This window comes from Microbacterium sp. LCT-H2 (assembly GCF_001866135.1).
In the GTDB taxonomy this organism is placed as follows: Bacteria; Actinomycetota; Actinomycetes; order Actinomycetales; family Microbacteriaceae; genus Microbacterium.
In genome coordinates, this window is sequence record NZ_MODW01000001.1 from 376,030 (window position 1) to 397,268 (window position 21,239).

Below are 21,239 nucleotides of genomic sequence, written 5' to 3' on the forward strand. Positions count from 1 at the left end.
CCTTAGCAGTGCCTTGGGACGCGCCTGCCGGGCGGGAGTCTTGGGTCGGTGCACGAGACGCCGCGCTAGTGCAACACACTCGACGACCTCACTCCCCTGACACCCCTTGGCGGACGGAGGCAACCGATGGAGGGTCTGGCGCAACTGGGAGCAGACATCGACGGGCGAAGGCGTGAGACCATGTGGCGCCGTGTTTCGGCAGGCGAATCTGAGCGCAGAAACGCACTCGTGTGGTACCTATCGCGTTTCTGGTGCGCTCGAAGCAACTACACGCGGCTCGCCGGAGGATCTGAGCAACGCTCTACGCGATCGGGGAATAGCATCTATGCCCTAGTCGACGAAACGACATCACCATGCCGCTGTCTAGCGACTAATCTGCGCGTCCCAACGGGCGGCCCACTCGGCAGCCAAGGCCGGTAGCTCTCGAACCGTCTCCCTGCCGAAGATCGCGTGACCAACTTTGCCCATGTTTACGAGGTCCACCAGGCGACAGCTGTAGCTCTTTCCCTTGGTCCACCAGGAATCGTATGCATCAACGATGATGATGTGGTCGATCGGAACGCCGGTAACGCTTTCAACTTCGGCGCGCTCGTAGCCATCGAGAGCGGTGATGTACACGGCGTCCGAGATCTTCGACCCAAAGCTTGTCGTGTAGTAGTACTCCTTAATCTCCCACATCGCCAGGGGATTCACTGTCGACGGCATCGACCCATCCATGCGACGGGACATCGCAGCGTAGAGCGTCCCCTCAAAGTCAATCACTGGTAACGCGCGCGGATCGTAATCGCACGGGCGCCCGTCGAGAGCGTGCGCGACGATGAGGTTAACGATGCCGGTCAAGTAGGCAGGCTGCCTCATAGCGCCTGACTGCTTGTTCATGGGCACCCGAACCGTGCTCTCCCGAACGAGGTAGTCAATCGCGAATACCTTGTCATCCTTGACCAACGAGCCCAGGTACTCCGCCCCAGTATCTCTAACAACCTGGTTAAAGAGATCCGCGGCTTCGCTCGTGACCATCAAGTCATCTCGCACTTGGTGGTTGAGGATATCGGCCCGGTACTGGAAGTACTCCTCAAGCAGGACAGCCAAGTTGCTCGGCGCCAGAGCTGGCCCCAGCGCGTCAGTAGGACGGCCCAGCTTGGCCATTGCACGATGCATGTCGGCCAGCGTGAAAGCGGTAATCACACCACTACGCGGCCGCGACGAACCCAAGGCCTCTGTGACCGCCCGGACGTACGCCCAAAACACTGATCCTTGGGATCCGAATCGTGGGTCAGCCTGCATTTACTGCCTCCCTATATCGGGCAATCACGTCTTCTAGACGCGCACCAAGCGCGCCTGTGATCTCTTCTAGGTCCGAGAGCTCTACTCTGCGTTCGGCCGACTCATACTTCGAGACGAAGGACTGCGGCTTACCCAGGCGCGACGCTACCTCAGCCTGATTCAGACCCGCTTCCGCACGCATCGCAGCGAGTGTTTCTCCCAGTTTCGCCCGCCGCTGCTGCTTGTCCACGGGTTCACCGTGGCACCGCGGCGTCACGTATCCGAAATTGGGATACGTGCTAAGTTCGATGTAATGACACTCCCCGGCCTCGAACTTCCGCGCGTCGTCGCTCCCTTCAGGTCTCAACTCCTGAAGTGGATCGGAAACAAGCAACGGATGGCGCACTCGATCGCGAACCTGTTCCCCACGGACATGGCGGCGTACCACGAGGTGTTCCTCGGATCGGGCGCGATCCTTGGAACCCTGGCACCTGAGCGTGGATATGGCTCTGATGTCCTACCTCCACTGATGGAAATCTGGCAGACACTCGCAGCAGACCCCGAGACTGTCAAGCGGTGGTACGCAGAGCGCAGGGAGGGCTGGGCGCCCGAAACGAAGTTGGAGCTCTACGAACGAGCCCGCGCTTCCTACAACGCGAGGCCTAATGGTGCAGATCTTCTCTACCTGAGCCGATCCTGCTACGGCGGCGTCATCAGATTCCGGAAGGCCGACGGTTACATGAGCACACCCTGCGGTGCTCACACTCCAGTCTCCGCGGACAAGTTCGCGGCCCGAGTTGATGAGTGGGCGCATCGCACGCAGAACGTGAAGTTCGATCTACTGGACTTCAGGGACGCGATCGCCCGCGCCGAAGCCGGCGACGTCGTTTACTGCGATCCGCCCTATTCAGACAGTCAGACAATCCTGTACGGCGCACAAGCATTTAACCTCCACGACTTGATCGAGCAGATCGACCTGGCAAAGTCGCGTGGCGTGCGGGTTGCACTCAGCATCGACGGAACGAAGAAGTCCGGTCTGCACACGGTCCTGCACGACTTTCCAGAGCACTTATTCGAGACAGAAGTTGCTGTGACAGTCGGCCGAAGCATGCTCCGTCGCTTTCAGATGACTGGAGAGACTCTCGAAGCTGAGGTAGTCCGGGACCGCCTGCTGCTGACGTACCCGGCTTGAACCGAACCAGTCGGATTAGAGAACTCAGGGCTCTCTCGCTCGAGGTCGGAGGTAGCGCGCAATACGTCTGCGGAGCCCAGCGTCTCCGGAGCGAGAGTTTCAATCGAATGTACCCGGGGCGCCATATCTCAAAATCAAGCTGCAGCTCTCTAGCAAGCGACCAGATCTTAGCGCCGTCGGCGTTGCCGACATCAGACAACTCCCTCCCGTTCTGGCAAGCTCAAATCGGGAGTTCCTTCGATGTCTCGTGCATGCGCGAGCCAGACGCGGTCACTCAGCGCGCCGCGGAGGAAGCCTCAAACCCACAGCCGTCGACCCAACGACTCACCTGATTGCTGCACCTGTATGCTCGCCAGTCGGGCCATCTCGTTGGTGGGCGCATCGCGATTGACCGCGACTTGTGACTCGATCGCCCCCACTGCGCCGATTCCCCTGCCGTCCTTTCATGCTTCGGTCGACACTGAGCAGGAACTCGTGAGGTCCGTGCCGGCGTCAAAAACGCGTGTACGACCGAGTTCCGACATCAGCGAGGGCGGGACTCACACGAAAGCCCCGGCGAGCGGACTCGTCGGGGCTTCTCAGTGCGGAGACGAGGGGATTTGAACCCCTGGTCCCCGTAAGGGGACTCCACCTTAGCAGGGTGGTGCACTAGGCCGGACTATGCGACGTCTCCAGGCATCCGGCTCGAGAGCACGGATGCACCCCACCATCATAACGGGTCCGGCGCGTGGTCACGAACCGCCGGGCTCGGATGATCCCCGGAGCCGGCCGCATGCCCTGCGATACTGGCCGCACGTTGCGAGGGTCCGGCCCCCGCGGACGCGAGAGGAGACGCCATGTCCGAGCCATCGGGAGCGCACGTCCGCGCGGGGTTCGCCGCCCCGGCCGACCCGAGGCGCGGCGCCCTGGGCTATGCCGCGGTGCTCGCCCTCCTCATCGTGTCGTACGGACTGTGCGCGGCCCAGCCCGGCACGGTCCCCAGCCCCTGGGCGTTCCTCGCGATGCTGGTCACGGTCGCGATCGTGTTCCGCGTGACCAGGGCGCATGCCCTCGTGCAGCGGGTGTCGTGGGTCGTGCTCTCGGCCGCCGGCCTGGCCGCCCTCCTCGCGGCGTTCTTCGCCACGGACAGCCCCGCCCTCGCCGTGGCGCTCTCCGCCGCCTCCATGATCGCGCTGCTCGTGGCGCCATGGGCCATCATCGCGCACCAGGTCACCCGCCGAGGCCTCGACGTCGAGGCGCTCCTGGCCGCGGTGACCGCGTACATCCTCGTCGGCATGTTCTTCGCCTTCGTCTACAACCTGCTGTCGCTGCTGCTGCCGACACCGCTGTTCGGCGATGCCGCCAACGACTCGCTCGGCGATCAGCTCTTCTTCTCGTTCACGGCACTGACCACGACGGGCTATGGGAATCTCGTCCCCGTCGGACCGGGCGTGCAGGCGGTGGCCGTCGCCGAGGGGATCACCGGGCAGCTCTTCCTCATCACCGCCGTCGCCCGCATCATGCGGGGTGCGAGCGCCCAACGCTCCACACCGACGTCGGCCTGATCGCGGTCACTCCCCGGTCGTCGAACGGCGGGCGACGAGCTCCGGCCGGAACAGCACGTGCTCCGGCGCCGGCGCCACCTCGTCCTGGCCTCGCAGCAGCAGGTCGACGGCGGTCGAGCCGATGAGCGCGGCCGGCTGCCGCACCGAGCTGAGCGGGATCACGGCGGCCGCGGCGAAGTCGATGTCGTCGTAGCCCACGAGCGCTATGTCCTCGGGGACACGGGCATCGCCGGTCATCACCAGGCTCTGCAGGAGGCCCAGGGCCAGGAGGTCGTTCGCCGCGAAGACCGCGTCCGGGCGATTCCCGGGGGCGCGGTCGAGGATCTGCGCACCGGCCCGGCGCCCCTCCTCGACGGTGAGCGCGGACGTCGGAATGAACTCCAGCCCGATCCCCGCCGCGGCCACCGCCGCCTGCGCTCCGCTCAGACGGTCGGCGACCTGGCGCAGCGCGACCGGGCCGCCGACGAAGGCGATCCGGCGACGACCGACCGCCAACAGATGCTCGGTCGCGATGCGCCCGCCCTCGACGTCGTCGACGGCGACAGAGGCGAACCGCTCATCCTGCGATTCCCGGTCGACGAGCACGGCGTGCGTCCCGCGCTCGTGCATCCGCACCAGCCGCGGCAGGGATTCGGCCACGGGTGTGACGAGCACGCCGGTCACCCGCTGCTCCTCGAAGAGATCGAGATGCATCGCCTCCCGCTCCTGCTTCTCGTCGCTGTTGGCGACGAGGACAGAGAGTCCGTGCTGGTCGGCGCGCTCCTCTGCTCCGCGGATCACCTCGGCGAAGAACGGGTTGCGGATGTCGAGCACGACCAGCCCGATGGTCCGACTGCGCCCCGCACGGAGCTGCCGCGCCGCGTCGTTGCGCACGAACCCGAGGCGGTCGATGGACGCCTGCACACGAGTCACGGTCTCCGCGGCCACCTTCTCCGGCCGGTTGAGCACGTTCGACACGGTCCCGACGGAGACGCCCGCGTCCTCGGCGACCTCCCGCACACTGACGGCCATGGCGCCCTCCCTCCGGCTCCCGCTGCTGAAACGACTCATCCGCGGGGATCGCCTCAGACTCTCATGCCGTATTGACACGCGTCAACACAGCCCCTAGTCTCAAGTCCATCAGGGTTTGAAACGATTCATTCCCTCAATGGAGAGAGAAATGATGTCCTCACCCACGACGGCGCCCGTGCTCGAGCTCGCCGACGTCCAGAAGGCCTTCGGGTCGGTGATCGCCCTGCGCTCCGGCACCATCGCCGTCCACCCCGGCTCCATCCACGCGCTCGTCGGCGAGAACGGTGCCGGCAAGTCCACCCTCGTGAAGATCGTCGCCGGTCTCTACCAGCGCGACGGCGGAGTCTTCCGTCTCCGCGGCGAGCAGGTCGACTTCACCTCGACCGCACAGTCCAAGGCCGCCGGCGTCGCCGTCATCTACCAGGAGCCGACGCTCTTCCCCGATCTCTCCGTCACCGAGAACATCTTCATGGGCCGCCAGCCGACCGGGCGGTTCGGGCGGATCGACCGCAAGGCCATGCGCCACGAGGTCGAGCGGCTCTTCACCCGCCTCGGCGTCACCATCGACCCCGACCGCCCCGCCGAGGGCCTGTCGATCGCCGACCAGCAGGTGATCGAGATCGCCAAGGCCGTCTCCCTCGACGCCACACTGCTCATCATGGACGAGCCCACCGCGGCGCTCTCCGGCGTGGAGGTGGAGCGGCTGTTCGCGATCGCCCGGAGCCTGCGCGACGAGGGCCGCGGCCTCATCTTCATCTCGCACCGGTTCGACGAGGTGTTCGCGCTCTGCGACACCGTCACGGTCATGCGGGACGGCGCGTACATCGCGACCTCCGCGATCGCGGACACCACGGTCGACGAACTCGTGCACCAGATGGTCGGCCGCGAGGTGTCCGAGCTGTTCCCGAAGCAGGAGGCGACGATCGGCGAGCCGCTGCTCGAGGTCGAGGGGCTGACGAGTCCCGGCCTCTTCCACAACATCTCGTTCTCCGTGCGTGCGGGCGAGATCGTCGGGCTCGCTGGCCTCGTCGGCGCCGGGCGCAGCGAGGTCGCCCGCGCGGTCTTCGGCGTGGACGGGTACCGCGAGGGCAGCGTGCGCATGAAGGGCCGCCGGATCCGCGGCCGCCGCCCGGTGGACGCGATGCGCGCCGGTCTCGCCCTCGTCCCCGAGGACCGCCGGAAGCAGGGCCTCGTCATCGAAGCCGGCGTCGGCGGCAACATCACCCTCGCGATCCGTCGGCGTCTCGCCCGCCTCGGCCTGCTCACCACCGCGATGGAGAACCGCGCCGCTCGGGAGTGGGCCTCGCGGCTCGAGGTGAAGACCCACGCCCTGGACACCGTGGCCGCGACGCTCTCCGGCGGCAACCAGCAGAAGGTCGTCCTCGCGAAGTGGCTCGCCACGCAGCCGCAGGTGCTGCTCATCGACGAACCCACCCGCGGCATCGACGTCGGCACCAAGTCCGAGGTGCACCGCCTGCTGTCCCAGCTCGCCGGTCAGGGCATGGGCATCCTCATGATCTCGTCCGAGCTGCCCGAGGTGCTCGGCATGGCCGACCGGGTGCTCGTGATGCGCGAGGGTCGCATCACGGCCGAGATCCCCCGCTCGGAGGCCACCTCCGAGAACGTCATGTTCGCCGCGACGCACGCATCGGAGCTCAGCTCGTGACCACCGCCATCCCCGTCTCCGCGCTTACCAAGCGCATTTCCGGTCTCGGCAGAGCCCGCGAGTTCGGCATCCTCCTGGCCCTCGTGCTCGTGGTGACCGCCGCGACCCTCAACAACCCCAAGTTCCTGTTCAGCGCCGACGGCTGGCGCGACCTGCTGCTGACGCCCTCGATCCTCGTGCTCGTCGCCGTGGGACAGGCCATCGTCCTCATCACCCGGAACGTCGACCTGTCCGTGGGTTCCGTGATGGGCCTGACCGCGTACCTGACCGGTCGGCTCTTCATCGACATCCCCGGCATCCCGATCGTCCTGGTCGTGGTCGCCGCGGTGGTGCTCGGCGCCCTCCTCGGTCTCATCAACGGCGCCCTCGTCGCGTACGCCAAGGTGCCGGCGATGGTGATCACGCTCGGCACCCTCTACGCCTATCGCGGCATCAACGTGCTGTGGACGGGCAGCGACCGGGTGAACGCCTCCGACATGCCGCGCGACTTCCTCGCCCTCGGCACGGGGCAGCTCCTCGGCATCCCGGTCCTCGCGATCGTCGCGGTCCTCGTGCTCGCCGTCGCCGCCTGGTACATGAGGAACACCCGCGGGGGCCGCGAGTTCTACGCGATCGGCTCCGACCCGGCGGCGGCCGAACTCTACGGCCTGCAGGTCACCCGTCGCGTGCTCACCGCGTTCGTCCTCTCCGGGGCTCTCGCCGGACTCGCCGGCCTCTTCTACGCGGCCCGCTACGGCACCATCAACTCCCAGGCCGGAGCGGGATGGGAGCTGGACGCGGTGGGCGCGGCCGTCATCGGCGGCGTCGCGATCACCGGCGGCATCGGCTCGGTCTGGGGTGCGGCGATCGGCGCCGTCCTGCTGCTGACCATCAACCGGGCGCTGCCGATCCTCGGGATCCCCGACTTCTGGCAGCGTGCCGTCGTCGGCCTGCTCATCATCGGCGCCATCGTGCTCGACCGCGTGCTCGCGGTGCGGCAGAGACGGCGGCTCATCGAGGCGAGGGACGAATCATGACGACCGCGACCGCCACCGCGACCACTCGCGTCATCCGCGACTACGACAAGCCCCTGTGGCGCCGACTGCTGCTCACGCGCGAGGCCGCGATCGTCGGCCTGCTCCTGCTCGTCGCGATCGTCTCGGCCTCCAGCATCCGCGGGTTCGGGCAGCCCATCACGCTGACCTACCTGCTGCTCGACATCGCGCCGATCCTGCTGATCGCCCTGCCGATGACCCTCATCATGATCACCGGCGAGATCGACCTCTCGGTGGGCAGCATGGTCGGACTGTCCAGCGTCGTCACCGGCGCTCTGGTGCAGGCGGGGCTCCCGTTCGAGCTCGCCGCGCTCGCCGCCCTCGTCGTGGGCGTGATCGGTGGCGCGTTCAACGGCTTCCTCGTGACGGTCGTCGGGCTGCCCTCGCTCGCCGTCACGATCGGCACGCTCGCCCTCTTCCGCGGCCTCGCCGTCGGGCTGCTGGGCACGGCCGCCGTCACCGACTTCCCGGAGTTCTGGACGGCTCTCGCCAAGGCGAAGATCGCGGGCACACCGATCCCCGTCATCACGCTCCCGTTCCTCCTGCTCGTCGCGGTCTTCGCGGTCCTACTGCACTTCACGCCGTTCGGCCGCGGGGTGTACGCGATCGGTCTGTCGAAGGACGCGGCGCACTTCTCCGGTGTGCACGTCGAGCGCACGAAGCTCATCCTGTTCGTGCTGTCCGGGGCCGTCGCGGCGTTCGCCGGCATCTTCTACACGCTCCGTTACGGCAGCGCCCGCGGCGACAATGCCACCGGCCTCGAGCTCCAGGTCATCGCGGCCGTCGTGCTCGGCGGCGTGTCGGTTTTCGGCGGCCGCGGCAAGATCTACGGCGTCATCGCTGCCGCCTTCCTCATCGGGGCGCTCGCGAGTGCGCTCCGCCTGGTGAACGTCACCTCCGACGTCATCAACATCATCACCGGCACGCTCCTCGTGATCTCGGTGGTGGCCGCAAGCTTCCTGGCCTGGCTGCAGAAGGCACGCCGCCGACCGGGCAGACCCCCCGCCGGTGCCGCCACAGCGACGAAGGCACCGATGGACGCCGCATCCGCGGCATCTCCCGACGAAAGGAACGAACAATGACGTTTGCACGCAAGCGTGTCACCGCCTTCGCCGCCCTCGCGGTGGCGGCGGCGGTCGCACTGACCGGCTGCGCCGGCTCCACCGACGGCGGGGGAGACGGCGGCGGCGACGGGGCGGACGCCTCGATCACCTTCCTGCCCAAGAACCTCGGCAACCCGTACTTCGACACATCCAGCGAGGGCGGCAAGAAGGCCGTCGAGGAGTTCGGCGGCACGTTCTCCGAGGTGGGCCCTGCCGAGGCCACGCCCGACGCCCAGGTCAGCTACATCAATACGGCCACGCAGCAGGGGGTCGGCGCCCTCGTCGTCTCAGCCAACGACCCGCAGGCCATCTGCGACGCGCTGAACGAGGCCAGGGACGCCGGCGTCAAGGTCGTCACCTTCGACTCCGACACCAACACCGACTGCCGCGACCTGTTCATCAACCAGGCCGACTCCGAGGGCATCGCGAAGGTGCAGATCGACCTCATCGCCGACCAGATCGGCGGTGCCGGGGAGATCGCCATCCTCTCCGCCTCGGCCAACGCCACCAACCAGAACGCCTGGATCGAGCTGATGGAGGAGTACGTCGCCAGCGAGTACCCCGACATCACGATCGTCGAGACGGTCTACGGCGACGACGACGACCAGACGTCGTTCGACAAGACGGCCGCGCTGCTGCAGACGCACCCGGACCTCAAGGGCATCGTCTCGCCCACCACGGTCGGCATCGCCGCCGCGGCGCGTTACCTGTCGACGTCCGACTTCAAGGGCCAGGTCGCGCTGACCGGACTCGGCACGCCCAACCAGATGCGCGAGTACGTGGAGGACGGCACCGTCACCGCCTTCGCGCTGTGGAACCCGGCCGACCTCGGCTACCTGGCCGCCTACGCCGCCCAGGCCCTGATCGCCGGCGACATCTCCGGCGAAGAGGGCGACACCTTCGAGGCCGGCGACCTCGGCGAGTACACCGTCGGCGCCGACGGCGTCGTCCTGCTGGGCGACCCGTTCGTGTTCGACGCCGACAACATCGGCGACTTCGACTTCTGAGTCGCCCGTCCGGCCGGCGCTCCCCGCGAGCGCCGGCCGGACCCCGAGAGGAATCGCATGACCCGCGTCGCCTTCCAGCTCCAGGTGAAGCCCGAGCTGCTGTCCGAGTACCTCGCCCGTCACACCCCGGTGCGGCCGGAGATGCTCCGCGAGATCGCGGCCGCCGGACGGCGCGACTACAGCCTCTTCCTCGGAAGCGGCGGCGTGCTCTTCGGCTACTACGAGACCGATGACGATGCGGCCGCGCAGGCGTACCTCGCCGCCTCACCCGTCGCCACGCGCTGGGAGGCCGAGATGGCCCCCTTCTTCCTCGACCTCGACGGCCGTCCCGATCAGGCCGCCACCTCTCTCACCGAGGTGTTCCACCTCGAAGACCAGCTCGCCGCCGCCGGCGAGAGCGTCACACCCGCCACCGACAACGAAGGCCGTGCATCGTGAGCATCCTCACCCCTGACATCCTCGCCGCGCTCGAGAAGCAGAGCATCGAGCTGCCCAGCTGGGCGTTCGGCAACTCCGGGACCCGGTTCAAGGTGTTCAGCACTCCCGGCACGCCCCGCGACCCGTACGAGAAGATCTCGGACGCCGCGCAGGTCCACGCCCACACCGGGCTCGCGCCCACCGTGGCGCTGCACATCCCGTGGGATATCGTCGACTCCTTCGACGACCTGCGCCGTCATGCCGAGGACCACGGCGTCTCCCTCGGCACGGTGAACTCCAACACCTTCCAGGACGACGACTACAAGTTCGGCGCCCTCACCCACGAGGATGCAGCCGTGCGCCGCAAGGCCATCGACCACCACCTGGCCTGCATCGACGTCATGGACGCCACCGGCAGCCGCGACCTGAAGATCTGGCTGGCGGAGGGGTCGAACTACCCCGGTCAGGCCGACCTGCGCGGACGGCAGGATCGCCTGCACGACTCGTTGCAGCAGATCTACGCGCGCCTCGACGACCACCAGCGCCTCGTGCTCGAGTACAAGTTCTTCGAGCCGGCGTTCTACCACACCGACGTCCCGGACTGGGGGACGTCCTACGTGCAGGTGACCGCCCTCGGCGACAAGGCGATGGTCTGCCTCGACACCGGCCACCACGCGCCGGGCACCAACATCGAGTTCATCGTGATGCAGCTGCTGCGCCTCGGCAAGCTCGGCTCGTTCGACTTCAACTCCCGCTTCTATGCGGACGACGACCTCATCGTGGGTGCGGCCGACCCGTTCCAGCTGTTCCGGATCCTGTTCGAGGTGATCCGGGGCGGCGGGCTGAACAACCCCGACGTCGCCTTCATGCTGGACCAGTGCCACAACATCGAGGACAAGATCCCCGGACAGATCCGCTCCGTCCTGAACGTGCAGGAGATGACCGCGCGGGCGCTGCTCGTCGACCGCGAAGCGCTGGCGACCGCGCAGCGCAGCGGCGACGTGCTGACGGCGAACGCCGTCTTCATGGACGCCTTCTCCACCGACGTCCGCCCGGCCCTGTCCGCATGGCGAGAGGAGCGCGGGCTGCCCGCCGACCCGATGGCGGCGTACGCGGCCTCCGGGTACGGGCAGCGGATCGCGGAGGAGCGCGTGGGCGGCGTGCAGGCAGGCTGGGGAGCCTGATCCGATGACCGCCCACGACATCCGCGACCACGACCTCGACGGACCGCACGGTCCGCTGCGCGTACGCGTCTACTCCCCGAAGTCGCCGAGCCGCCACGGCCTGGTCTGGGCGCACGGCGGCGGATTCGCGGGCGGGGACATCGACATGCCGGAGGCCGACGCCGTCGCACGGGCGTTCGTCGACCACGGGATCGCCGTGGTGAGCGTGGACTACGCCCTCGCCCCGGTGACGACGGCGTGGGCCGCACGCCTCGGTGCGGACGAGCGGGTCGGGGTGCACTACCCCGTCCCCCACGACGAGCTGGTGGCGGCCTTCCTCTGGGCCGCGTCGTCAGAGATCGCCTCCGGACCGTGGGCGATCGGCGGAGCCAGCGCAGGCGGCAACCTCGCCACCGGCGCGGCGCTCCGCCTCGCACACGAGGGCGGCGTCGTGCCCGCACTCGCCGTCCTCGCCTACCCGACGCTGCAGGCGGTGCAGGCCGCTCCCGACCCCGAGCTGCGTGCCCTGCTCGACGGAGACCCCTCCGCTGACGTGTTCACCCCCGATTTCGTGCGCCGCATGTACGAGAACTACCTCGGGAGCGACCCCGACACGGCGGACGTCTATGCCGTCCCCGGCACCGCAGAGCCGACGGCACTCGCCTCTTTCCCGCCCACCATCATGGTCAACGACGAGACCGACGAACTCCGTGTGTCCGGCGAGGCGTTCGCCCGCTCCCTCGCCGCCGCCGGCGTCGAGGTCGCAGCCGTCGTCGAGCCGGGTACCACCCACGGGCACCTCAACCGCCCCGAGGAAGCCGCCTTCGCCGCGACGATCGACCGATTCGCGGCGCGGATCCTGCAGCTCCCCTGACTCCCCGGCGTCGACCGGGCTTTTTCACTCACGAACCGAGGACTCGCATGACGAACCCCACCGCCGCCGCACTGATCGCGCGGAGCAACCGCCTGGGCGCCGACCCGAAGAACACGAACTACGCAGGCGGCAACACCTCCGCCAAGGGCACCGAGATCGACCCGGTGACCGGGCAGCCGGTCGAGCTGCTCTGGGTGAAGGGATCCGGGGGCGACCTCGGCACCCTGACCGAGGCCGGCCTGGCCGTCCTCCGTCTCGACCGCATGCGCGCGCTCGTCGACGTCTATCCGGGCGTCGAGCGCGAGGACGAGATGGTCGCCGCGTTCGACTACTGCCTGCACGGCAAGGGCGGCGCCGCCCCCTCCATCGACACCGCCATGCACGGCCTGGTCGACGCCCCGCACGTGGACCACCTCCACCCCGACTCGGGCATCGCGATCGCCACCGCCGCCGAAGGCGAGGAACTCACGACAACGATCTTCGGCGACCGCGTGGTCTGGGTGCCGTGGCGCCGCCCCGGCTTCCAGCTCGGACTGGACATCGCGCAGATCAAGGCCGCGAACCCGCAGGCCATCGGCACGATCCTCGGCGGCCACGGCATCACGGCGTGGGGCGACACCTCGGAGGAGGCGGAGGCGAACTCCCTGTGGATCATCGACACCGCCGCCGCGTACATCACGGAGCACGGGTCTCCCGCACCGTTCGGCAGCACCCGATCGGGCTTCGAGGCCCTGCCGGAGCCTGAGCGCCGCGCCAGGGCGGCCGCCCTCGCCGGGACCATCCGCGGTCTCGCGTCGACGGACAAGCCGATGGTCGGCCACTTCACCGACAGCGACGTGGTCCTCGACTTCCTGGCCTCCGAGAAGGCCCCGGCCCTCGCCGCCCTCGGCACGAGCTGCCCCGACCACTTCCTGCGCACCAAGGTCAAGCCGCTCCTCCTCGACCTGCCCGCCACGGCGACCGTGGAGGAGCAGACGGAACGCCTGCGGGAGCTCCACGCCGCCTACCGCGCCGACTACCAGGCCTACTACGACGCGCACGCGACCGCCGAATCGCCCGCGATCCGAGGGGCGGATCCGCTCATCGTCCTCGTGCCCGGCGTCGGGATGTTCTCGTACGGGGCGAACACCCAGACCGCGCGGGTCGCCGGCGAGTTCTACGTGAACGCCATCAATGTCATGCGCGGCGCCGAGGCACTGTCGACCTACTCCCCCATCTCCGACGCCGAGAAGTTCCGCATCGAGTACTGGGCGCTGGAGGAGGCGAAGCTGCAGCGGATGCCGAAGCCGAAGTCCCACCAGGGCCGCATCGCCCTCGTCACAGGCGCCGCGAGCGGCATCGGCAAGGCCGTCGCCACCCGCCTCGCCGCGGAGGGCGCCTGCGTCGTCGTCGCCGACCTCGACCTGGACAAGGCCAGGGCCGCGGCTGCCGAACTCGGGAACGAGGACGTCGCGATCGGCGTAGCCGCCAACGTCGCCGACGCCGACGCCGTGCAGGCCGCGATCGACGAGGCGGTGCTCGCGTTCGGCGGCCTCGACCTCGTCGTGAACAACGCCGGCCTCTCGCTGTCGAAGCCGCTGCTGGAGACGACCGAGAAGGACTGGGATCTCCAGCACGACGTGATGGCGAAGGGCTCGTTCCTCGTCTCGAAGGCGGCAGCCCGGGTGCTCATCGATCAGGGACTCGGCGGCGACATCATCTACATCTCCTCCAAGAACTCCGTCTTCGCCGGTCCGAACAACATCGCGTACTCGGCGACGAAGGCCGACCAGGCGCACCAGGTGCGGCTGCTCGCGGTGGAACTCGGCGAGCACGGCATCCGGGTCAACGGCATCAACCCCGACGGCGTGGTCCGCGGTTCCGGGATCTTCGCCTCCGGGTGGGGAGCGAACCGGGCGGCCACGTACGGCGTCAAGGAAGAGGACCTCGGCCAGTTCTACGCCAACCGCACCATCCTCAAGCGCGAGGTCGTGCCGGAGAACGTCGCGGACGCCGTCTTCGTGCTGACCGGTCCGGAGCTGAGCCGGACCACCGGGCTGCACATCCCCGTCGATTCCGGCGTCGCCGCGGCGTTCCTGCGATGACCGACGACCGCTCGCCTGCGACCGCACGGCGCGTCCGTGCGGTCGCAGCGGTGGATCTCGGCGCCACGAGCGGCCGCGTGATGATCGGCCGCGTGGGGCCGGGCGTGCTGGAGCTCGAGCCGGTCTCCCGCTTCCCGAACGGCCCGGTCGCCCGCGCCGATGGTCTGCACTGGGACTTCGACGCGCTCGTCGCCCATGTCCTCGACGGCCTGGCCGAAGCGGTCCGCCGGGAACCGGGCATCGAGTCGATCGGGATCGACTCGTGGGCGGTCGACTACGGCCTCCTCCGGGCCGGCGAGCTCCTCGCGGAGCCGTTCCACTACCGCGACGACCGCACCGCCCGCGGGGTGGACGAGGTGCACGCCCTCGTCCCGTTCGACGACCTCCACGCGCGCAATGGCCTGCAGTTCCTCCCGTTCAACACGCTCTACCAGCTCCGGGTGGACGAGCTCCGGCACGACGCCGACACCGCGCTCCTCGTCCCAGACCTCCTCGCCTTCCTCCTCACCGGCGCCCGCGTCGCCGAACGCACCAACGCTTCGACGACGGGACTGCTGGACGTGGAGTCCGGCACCTGGGACCTGGCGCTCGCGCCCCGCCTCGGCATCGACGCCTCGCTCCTGCCGGACCTCGTCGACCCCGGCACGGTCATCGGTCGGCTACGCCCGGAGATCGCGGAGCGCATCGGCGTGGATCTGCCGGTGATCGCGGTGGGTTCGCACGACACCGCGTCGGCGGTAGTCGCGGTCCCGATGACCTCGCCCCGCGCCGCGTACATCTCCTGCGGTACCTGGGGACTGGTCGGGGTCGAGCGGGTTGAGCCGATCCTCACGGCGGCGGCGAGGGACGCCAACTTCACCAATGAACGCGGCGTGGACGACCGCTTCCGCGTCCTCCACAACGTGACCGGACTCTGGCTCCTCAGCGAGACCGTGCGGGCCTGGGAAGCCGAGGACGGAGCGCCCATCGACCTGTCGTGGCTGCTCGCCGAGGCTGCTGCCGCGGCGCCGCCGTCGGCGGTGTTCGATGCGAACGACCCCAGGCTCTCGCCCCCCGGCGACATGCCTGTGCGTATCAGCGATCTCCTGCGTTCCCGCGGCACCGCCGTCCCCGCCTCGCGTCCGGCGTTCGTCCGGCTCGTCGTGGAGAGCATCGCCACCGCGTTCGCCGACGCCGTCCGGACGGCGGGCGGTCTCGCCGGGCACCCCCTCGACGTCGTCCACCTCGTCGGGGGCGGGTCCCTCAACCGGCTCCTGTGCCAGGCGACGGCGGACCGCACCGGGCTTCCCGTCCTGGCCGGCCCCGTCGAGGCGACCGCTCTCGGTAACGTCCTCGTGCAGGCGCGAGCGCTCGGGGCGGCGCCCGCCGAGCTCTCGGAGCTTCGTGCTCTCGTGGCGTCGACGCACCCGCCGACGGTCTACCGCCCGCGGAGCGCCTGAGCGCCGATCAGCGCACGTTGCCGTTCGAGCAGGTCTGCTGCGCGGCGGAGTTGCCCTTGATCGAATCGGGCAGCGCCACGACGTCCGGAGCGGTCGTCGGGGTCGGAGTCGCCTCCTGCGTCGGGGTGGTGGGCTCGGCGGGCGCGGTGGGTGTCGTCGGCTCCTGCACGACAACGCCGTCGTTGCTGGTGTTCTCGTGCGTGATCTGCAGCTGGGCGTTGGCCTCGATCGCGTCCCAGAGCGCCGCGGCGGCCGCGTCGTTCGGCACGACCTTGTTCGGGTCGTCCCAGTCCTCCAGGGTCGGGTACTGCACGAACACGATGTCCTCGAACGGCACCGACTTCACGGCGAGAGCGATCTGCACGATCATCATCGGGTCGGCGAGCGACGTGCTCGTCTCGAGGTTCTGGATGCCCGTGTTGGCGAGCTTCAGCATCACCGGCACGTTGCCCAGCACCTCGCCGCTGATGAGCTTGCGGGCGAGGCTCGACATGTACTGCTGCTGGTTGCCGATGCGGCCCAGGTCGCTGCCGTCGCCGACGCCGTGACGGGTGCGGAGGAACTGTAGAGCCTCGAGCCCCTGGACGGTGTGCGTGCCGGCAGACATGTCGAGACCCGTGTAGCGGTCGCGGATCGGGTTGGCGAGGCAGACGTCGACACCGCCGATCGCGTTGGTGATCTCGATGACCCCGCCGAACGTCACGGAGGCGGCGAACTGCACCTCCTGGTCCGTGAGGGCCGAGATCGTGCGGACGACGCAGTTCAGTCCGCCGTCGGTGTAGGCGACGTTCAGGGGCTGCTTGCTCATCGCGGCGGTGGCGTTGCCGTCCTCGTCCTCACAGGACGGGATGGGGATCATCAGGTCGCGCGGGAAGCTGACGACCGTGATCCGCCGCGGCTCCTCCGAGACGTGCACGAGCAGATTCACGTCGTTGAGGGTGCCCTCCGCATCCCCGCCGGTGCACCGATCGCCGAAGTACTGCTTGTAATCGTCCTCGCAGGTGTCGACGCCGGTGAGGACGAGGTTGAAGCCGCCCTTGTACTCCCCGATGTCCGGCGGCAGGTCTTCCTGGCCGTCGAGGTCGACGGCGTTCGCCGAGACGGTGTTGGAGAAATCGAGGTAGAAGTAGGCCGCGACGCCGATACCGCTGACGAGCACCACCGCCATGCTGATCGCGAGAAGCCGGAGGAGCTGGCTGACGGCGCCGGGCGAGCGCAGCTGACCATGTCGCGCGACGGTGCGGCGGCGGCGGGTGTTCTCGCTCACTCGGGCCCTTTCGAATTCAGCGACGGCGGGGGTACCGCGCTCAGGAAGCGGAGGGTGTGGGATTCGAACCCACGAGACATCTCTGCCCACTGGTTTTCAAGACCAGCTCCATCGGCCGCTCGGACAACCCTCCCGACAGAAACATCTGCCGACCAGGCGCGAGTCTAGCCGAGTTCTATTCTCCTGCGTCGACCTGGGCGGGTGCTGGAAGCGTGTCCAGGGCGCTGGCGAGCCCTCCCTGCTCGACGTCCGCGGTGATCTCCCCCGCGGCGTCCTTCACCTCGACCGGCGCCTGTCCCATGGCCACCGCACGCCCACCGCCGCTGCGTGCCCAGCCGAACATGCCGATGTCGTTGCGCCCGTCTCCGGCGACGAGCACGCGCGCGGCGTCCAGACCGAGCTCGTCGCGCACGCGTTCCAGGGCCGTGCCCTTGTCCACTCCCTGCGGTGCGATGTCCAGCCAGGCCGTCCAGCCGATCGCGTACGAGACCTCGTTGAGTCCGGCGTCGGCGACGAGTCGGTGGAAGTCGTCCTCGTCGTGTCCGGGCGAGACGACGACGATGCGGGAGACGGGGAGGGCCCCGAGCTCCTCGAAGTCGACCTGGCGGCCGCCGTCGAGCGTCCAGTCGTCGAGCTGCTCGGTGAACAGCCGCTGCCCCGACCCGAGCTCGACCATGTAGCGCGCGTCCGGAAGGCGCTCCTGGAGCAGGGCGAGCACCGGCGTCGGGTCGAAGGTCTCGACGTGCCAGCGCTCCCACTCGTCGCCGTCACGGCGCATCGTGACGGCGCCGTTGGAGCACACCACGTACTCGGCGGTGAGGCCGAGCTCCTCCACGTAGCGACGGGTCGCCATCCAGCTGCGACCGGTCGCGATGGTCACCACGTGCCCCGCTTCGCGGACGCGGGCGATGGCCTCGGGGACACCGGGGCTCATCGTCTCGTCCTGCAGGAGGATGGTCCCGTCGACGTCGAGGCCGACCAGCCAGGGGGCCGTCACCGCGTGCTCGGCTCGTCGGCGAGCGGGCGGATCACCTCGAGTCCGCCGAGGTAGGGGCGCAGGACCTCGGGAACCCGCACCGAGCCGTCCGCCTGCTGGTGCGTCTCGAGCAGGGCGACGATCCAGCGCGTGGTCGCGAGCGTGCCGTTGAGGGTCGCGACGTGCTGGGTCTTCGGCGCCGTACCGCCCTCCTCCGCCGCGGGGCGGTATCGCACGTCGAGACGCCGCGCCTGGAAGGTCGTACAGTTCGAGGTGGAGGTCAGCTCGCGGAACGCGCCCTGCGTGGGCACCCAGGCCTCGATGTCGTACTTCCGCGCCGCGCTCGACCCGAGGTCTCCCGCGGCGACGTCGATCACCCGGTAGGCGAGGCCGAGCGAGGTCAGCATCTCCTCCTGCAGAGCGACGAGGCGCAGGTGCTCCGCCTCGGCATCCTCGGCGGTCGTGTAGACGAACATCTCCAGCTTGTTGAACTGATGCACGCGGATGATGCCCCGGGTGTCCTTGCCGTGCGAGCCGGCTTCCCGGCGGTAGCAGGTCGACCATCCGGCGTAGCGGAGGGCGCCGGGCGCGAGGTCGACGATCTCGTCCTTGTGGTACCCGGCGAGAGCGACCTCGCTGGTGCCGACGAGGTAGAGGTCGTCGTCCTTGTCGAGGTGGTACACCTCGTCGGCATGCTCGCCCAGGAACCCCGTGCCCTGCATGATCTCGGGGCGCACGAGCGTGGGTGTGATCAGCGGCACGAAGCCGTTCTGCAGCGCCTTGTCGAGGGCGAGGTTCATGAGTGCGATCTCGAGGCGGGCACCGATCCCGCGCAGGAAGTAGAAGCGCGCGCCGGAGACCTTGGCGCCGCGCTCCATGTCGATCGCGCCGAGCATCTCCCCGAGTTCGAGGTGATCCCGCGGCTCGAAGTCGAAGGCCGGCACCTCGCCCACGCGACGCAGCTCGACGAAGTCCTCTTCGCCGCCGGCCGGGACGCCGTCGATCACGACGTTCTCGATCCGCGCGAGTGCCGTCGCAGCGGCCTCGGCCGCTTCGTTCGCCGCGTGCTGGGCCTGCTTGACCCGATCGGCGAGGTCCTTGGCCTGCGCGACCAGGGCGGCCTTCTCCTCCTTGGGCGCCTTCGCGACCAGCTTGCCGAAGGCATTCTGCTCGGCGCGCAGCTCCTCGAACGCGGCGAGCGCGGCGCGGCGCGATCGGTCGGCCTCGAGTGCGACGTCGACGGTGCTCTGGTCATTGCCACGGGCAGCCTGCGAACGGCGGACGATCTCCGGGTTGTCGCGGAGGAGTGCGAGGTCGATCATGCCGCAAGTCTACGAGGTGTGGGCCCGGGGACCGGGCGGCTGGGTGTCCCTCCATCGGCGCCGCTCTCCTCGGACGATGCCGGTCTAGAGTAGCGCCATGACCACGAGTCCTCCCGTTCGGAAGCAGGCGGCGCTCGTGTACAACCCGGTGAAGGTCGACGGGAAGCGTCTGCGCGCGCAGGTCCGCGACCTGTCCCGCGAAGCCGGATGGGACCATCCCGCCTTCTACCCCACGACCGTGGAGGACGCGGGGCAGGGGGCGACGGCGGAAGCGCTCGCGCGCGGAGTGGACGTCGTGCTCGTGGCGGGCGGCGACGGCACGGTGCGGGCGGTCGCCGAAGCCATCGCCAATACGGGCGTGCCGCTCGCGATCCTCCCGAGCGGCACCGGGAACCTTCTCGCGCGCAACCTTGGTCTCCCGCTGGCCGACCCTACGGAGATGATCCGCGCCGCCCTCGGCGACTTCCACCACCCCATCGACATCGGCTGGGCCCGGATGACCAGGGAGGACGGCGGCGAGGAGGAGCATGCGTTCGTCGTGCTCGCCGGCATCGGCCTGGACGCCGACATGATCGCGAACACCCGTGCCGATCTGAAGAAGTCGGTCGGCTGGATCGCCTACGTCGACGGCGCCGCCCGGTCACTTCCCCGCGCGAAGCCCTTCCGTGCGGTCTATCAGATCGGCACGGGGCGCCTGCACTCCACGAAGGTGCACAGCATCCTGTTCGCGAACTGCGGCACCCTCCCGGCCGGCATCTCCCTCATCCCGGACGCGTCCATCACCGACGCGACCCTCGACGTCGCGGTCATCCAGCCGACCGGCGTGCTCGGCTGGCTCGGCGTCTGGCGCAAGATCTGGTGGGACAACTCCGTGCTGCGCCGGTTCCGTGCCGGACGGTTCGTGCTCGAACGCCGGGGCACGGATGCCTCGGTCCACTACTTCCGCGGCGCCCGCGCCGAAGCTGCGGCGCCCGCCCCCACGCCCATCGAGCTCGACGGCGACGAGTTCGGCGAGGCTGTGCGCGTCACCTGCCGCGCCGATCCCGGCGCACTTCTGCTGGCTCTGCCCACCGGGCACCCGGTGCACGTCCTCTGAGAGCCGCCTCCTCAGCGCACGTCGACCGTGCCCTCCAGACCGCCGCCGACCAGGGTCAGCTGGAACGGACCATCATCGTCGACCTCGTCTTCGGGGAACTCGATCACCGTGCCCCGCGGCGCCATGTCCATGGTGCACACCTGGTTCTCGTCGGTGACGAACGTGACGGTCCCCGTGGACCCGTCGCCCTCGACGGTCTCGACGACCGGAGCGCAACTGGAGGAGCCCCAGGTCAGGAGGACGAGCCCACCGTCGTCGAACCAGCCGGCCGAAGGCTGATACTCGGTCGACGATCCCGGTGTCGCCGTGGCATCGGGATCGGCATCGACGTCGATCTCATCGAGCAGGTCGCCGGAGGTCACGACGAGAGTGATGTCCTTCGTCGGGTCGACGCCCTCGGGCAGCGCGCCCAGGCTCGCGCGCGGTGCGAGGTCCGCCGTGCAGGCCTGCTCCGTCGCCCCATCGGCGTCCGGATCGACGAGGGTGACCGAGACCCGCTGTCCCTCGGCGGTGATGTCGTCGACCTGGGGCAGGCACGTCGAGGATCCCCAGCTCACGATGGCGAACATCCGTCCGTCGTCGAGGAGCGTCGCATCCATGTCGTCCTGGTCGTCGCTGCTCCCCGCACTCCCGGGACCGCTGGAGGGGTCGGACGTCGAGTGCGGTGCCGCTCCGCCGGGACCGACCGTACAGCCGGCGAGGAGGAGAGCCGCGGCGAGCGCGGAGGACACGGCGATCACAAGCCTGCGGGGAGTCATGCCCTCAGGCTAGCGGCGCGTCC

The 21,239-nt window shown here is 68.9% G+C and carries 19 protein-coding genes and 2 tRNA genes; 12 read left to right on the forward strand and 9 right to left on the reverse strand.

Annotation, left to right across the window (positions count from 1 at the left end):
• Positions 1-363 precede the first annotated feature (363 nt).
• Complete coding sequence (locus tag BK819_RS01800) at positions 364-1,146, reverse strand: hypothetical protein (RefSeq protein WP_143049224.1); 783 nt, start codon at positions 1,144-1,146, stop codon at positions 364-366.
• 127 nt (positions 1,147-1,273) lie between these two features.
• A complete protein-coding gene (locus BK819_RS16265; protein WP_218138550.1) occupies positions 1,274-1,513 on the reverse strand; it encodes a helix-turn-helix domain-containing protein in 240 nt (79 codons plus the stop codon).
• Positions 1,514-1,576: 63 nt separating this feature from the next.
• Here BK819_RS16265 and BK819_RS01805 point away from each other — a divergent pair, with 63 nt between their 5' ends.
• The gene (locus BK819_RS01805; RefSeq protein ID WP_071327648.1) at positions 1,577-2,455 is read left to right on the forward strand and encodes a Dam family site-specific DNA-(adenine-N6)-methyltransferase; all 879 of its coding nucleotides are present in this window, start codon (positions 1,577-1,579) and stop codon (positions 2,453-2,455) included.
• A gap of 584 nt (positions 2,456-3,039) precedes the next feature.
• Here the strand turns inward: BK819_RS01805 and BK819_RS01810 are convergent.
• A tRNA-Ser gene (locus BK819_RS01810) sits at positions 3,040-3,128 on the reverse strand.
• A gap of 163 nt (positions 3,129-3,291) precedes the next feature.
• On the opposite strand from BK819_RS01810, the gene BK819_RS01815 reads away from it, so the two are divergent.
• Positions 3,292-3,999, forward strand: a complete 708-nt coding sequence (locus BK819_RS01815) for a potassium channel family protein (protein WP_083391615.1) — start codon at positions 3,292-3,294, stop codon at positions 3,997-3,999.
• 6 nt (positions 4,000-4,005) lie between these two features.
• Here BK819_RS01815 and BK819_RS01820 read toward each other — a convergent pair whose 3' ends face one another.
• Complete coding sequence (locus BK819_RS01820; protein WP_071327649.1) at positions 4,006-5,010, reverse strand: LacI family DNA-binding transcriptional regulator; 1,005 nt, start codon at positions 5,008-5,010, stop codon at positions 4,006-4,008.
• A 148-nt stretch (positions 5,011-5,158) separates the two neighbouring features.
• Here BK819_RS01820 and BK819_RS01825 point away from each other — a divergent pair, with 148 nt between their 5' ends.
• Genes BK819_RS01825 through BK819_RS01865 form a run of 9 tightly spaced genes read left to right on the forward strand, consistent with a single transcriptional unit; the run spans position 5,159 to position 15,797 of the window.
• On the forward strand, positions 5,159-6,676 hold the full coding sequence (locus tag BK819_RS01825; protein ID WP_071327650.1) for a sugar ABC transporter ATP-binding protein: 1,518 nt from the start codon (positions 5,159-5,161) through the stop codon (positions 6,674-6,676).
• Positions 6,673-7,692, forward strand: coding sequence for an ABC transporter permease (locus BK819_RS01830; RefSeq protein ID WP_071327651.1), 1,020 nt, complete (start codon positions 6,673-6,675; stop codon positions 7,690-7,692). The genes BK819_RS01825 and BK819_RS01830 overlap by 4 nt, the downstream gene beginning before the upstream one ends.
• Positions 7,689-8,792, forward strand: coding sequence for an ABC transporter permease (locus BK819_RS01835; RefSeq protein WP_071327652.1), 1,104 nt, complete (start codon positions 7,689-7,691; stop codon positions 8,790-8,792). The genes BK819_RS01830 and BK819_RS01835 overlap by 4 nt, the downstream gene beginning before the upstream one ends.
• Positions 8,789-9,820: a rhamnose ABC transporter substrate-binding protein gene (gene rhaS / locus BK819_RS01840; protein WP_071327653.1), complete on the forward strand. Its 1,032-nt coding sequence runs from the start codon at positions 8,789-8,791 to the stop codon at positions 9,818-9,820. The genes BK819_RS01835 and rhaS overlap by 4 nt, the downstream gene beginning before the upstream one ends.
• Positions 9,821-9,877: 57 nt before the next feature.
• A complete protein-coding gene (locus tag BK819_RS01845; RefSeq protein WP_071327654.1) occupies positions 9,878-10,258 on the forward strand; it encodes an L-rhamnose mutarotase in 381 nt (126 codons plus the stop codon).
• Entirely contained in the window at positions 10,255-11,421 is a 1,167-nt protein-coding gene (gene rhaI, locus BK819_RS01850) for an L-rhamnose isomerase (protein ID WP_071327655.1), read from the forward strand. The genes BK819_RS01845 and rhaI overlap by 4 nt, the downstream gene beginning before the upstream one ends.
• A 4-nt stretch (positions 11,422-11,425) precedes the next feature.
• Entirely contained in the window at positions 11,426-12,274 is an 849-nt protein-coding gene (locus BK819_RS01855) for an alpha/beta hydrolase fold domain-containing protein (protein ID WP_071327656.1), read from the forward strand.
• Positions 12,275-12,321: 47 nt separating this feature from the next.
• Positions 12,322-14,358, forward strand: coding sequence for a bifunctional rhamnulose-1-phosphate aldolase/short-chain dehydrogenase (locus tag BK819_RS01860; RefSeq protein ID WP_071327657.1), 2,037 nt, complete (start codon positions 12,322-12,324; stop codon positions 14,356-14,358).
• Entirely contained in the window at positions 14,355-15,797 is a 1,443-nt protein-coding gene (locus BK819_RS01865; protein WP_071327658.1) for a rhamnulokinase family protein, read from the forward strand. The genes BK819_RS01860 and BK819_RS01865 overlap by 4 nt, the downstream gene beginning before the upstream one ends.
• A gap of 7 nt (positions 15,798-15,804) precedes the next feature.
• Here BK819_RS01865 and BK819_RS01870 read toward each other — a convergent pair whose 3' ends face one another.
• The 4 genes from BK819_RS01870 to serS form a co-directional block, all read right to left on the reverse strand.
• Positions 15,805-17,064, reverse strand: coding sequence for an LCP family protein (locus BK819_RS01870; protein WP_071327659.1), 1,260 nt, complete (start codon positions 17,062-17,064; stop codon positions 15,805-15,807).
• 48 nt (positions 17,065-17,112) lie between these two features.
• Positions 17,113-17,197 (reverse strand) — tRNA-Ser (locus BK819_RS01875).
• Between the two features lie 42 nt (positions 17,198-17,239).
• Positions 17,240-18,061 carry an HAD family hydrolase gene (locus BK819_RS01880; protein WP_071327660.1) on the reverse strand — a complete coding sequence of 274 codons (822 nt, stop codon included), beginning with the start codon at positions 18,059-18,061 and terminating at the stop codon, positions 17,240-17,242.
• Positions 18,058-19,362 (reverse strand): serine--tRNA ligase, encoded by a 1,305-nt coding sequence (gene serS / locus BK819_RS01885; RefSeq protein ID WP_071327661.1) that lies wholly within the window; start codon positions 19,360-19,362, stop codon positions 18,058-18,060. Before serS ends, BK819_RS01880 begins: the two co-directional genes overlap by 4 nt.
• Positions 19,363-19,459: 97 nt before the next feature.
• Here serS and BK819_RS01890 point away from each other — a divergent pair, with 97 nt between their 5' ends.
• Positions 19,460-20,458 carry a diacylglycerol kinase family protein gene (locus BK819_RS01890; RefSeq protein ID WP_071327662.1) on the forward strand — a complete coding sequence of 333 codons (999 nt, stop codon included), beginning with the start codon at positions 19,460-19,462 and terminating at the stop codon, positions 20,456-20,458.
• Positions 20,459-20,469: 11 nt separating this feature from the next.
• Here BK819_RS01890 and BK819_RS01895 read toward each other — a convergent pair whose 3' ends face one another.
• Positions 20,470-21,216, reverse strand: a complete 747-nt coding sequence (locus tag BK819_RS01895) for a hypothetical protein (protein ID WP_071327663.1) — start codon at positions 21,214-21,216, stop codon at positions 20,470-20,472.
• Positions 21,217-21,239: the final 23 nt, after the last annotated feature.

Excerpts from the sequence above, each read along its gene's own strand:
- BK819_RS01800 (WP_143049224.1), bottom strand. The coding sequence starts at position 1,146 with ATGGCCAAGCTGGGCCGTCCTACTGACGCGCTGGGGCCAGCTCTGGCG.
- BK819_RS01825 (WP_071327650.1), top strand. The coding sequence starts at position 5,159 with ATGATGTCCTCACCCACGACGGCGCCCGTGCTCGAGCTCGCCGACGTC.
- BK819_RS01890 (WP_071327662.1), top strand. The coding sequence starts at position 19,460 with ATGACCACGAGTCCTCCCGTTCGGAAGCAGGCGGCGCTCGTGTACAAC.
- BK819_RS01860 (WP_071327657.1), top strand. The coding sequence starts at position 12,322 with ATGACGAACCCCACCGCCGCCGCACTGATCGCGCGGAGCAACCGCCTG.
- serS (WP_071327661.1), bottom strand. The coding sequence starts at position 19,362 with ATGATCGACCTCGCACTCCTCCGCGACAACCCGGAGATCGTCCGCCGT.
- BK819_RS01805 (WP_071327648.1), top strand. The coding sequence starts at position 1,577 with ATGACACTCCCCGGCCTCGAACTTCCGCGCGTCGTCGCTCCCTTCAGG.
- BK819_RS01820 (WP_071327649.1), bottom strand. The coding sequence starts at position 5,010 with ATGGCCGTCAGTGTGCGGGAGGTCGCCGAGGACGCGGGCGTCTCCGTC.
- BK819_RS01865 (WP_071327658.1), top strand. The coding sequence starts at position 14,355 with ATGACCGACGACCGCTCGCCTGCGACCGCACGGCGCGTCCGTGCGGTC.
- BK819_RS01845 (WP_071327654.1), top strand. The coding sequence starts at position 9,878 with ATGACCCGCGTCGCCTTCCAGCTCCAGGTGAAGCCCGAGCTGCTGTCC.
- BK819_RS01895 (WP_071327663.1), bottom strand. The coding sequence starts at position 21,216 with ATGACTCCCCGCAGGCTTGTGATCGCCGTGTCCTCCGCGCTCGCCGCG.
- BK819_RS01815 (WP_083391615.1), top strand. The coding sequence starts at position 3,292 with ATGTCCGAGCCATCGGGAGCGCACGTCCGCGCGGGGTTCGCCGCCCCG.
- BK819_RS01855 (WP_071327656.1), top strand. The coding sequence starts at position 11,426 with ATGACCGCCCACGACATCCGCGACCACGACCTCGACGGACCGCACGGT.
- BK819_RS01835 (WP_071327652.1), top strand. The coding sequence starts at position 7,689 with ATGACGACCGCGACCGCCACCGCGACCACTCGCGTCATCCGCGACTAC.
- rhaS (WP_071327653.1), top strand. The coding sequence starts at position 8,789 with ATGACGTTTGCACGCAAGCGTGTCACCGCCTTCGCCGCCCTCGCGGTG.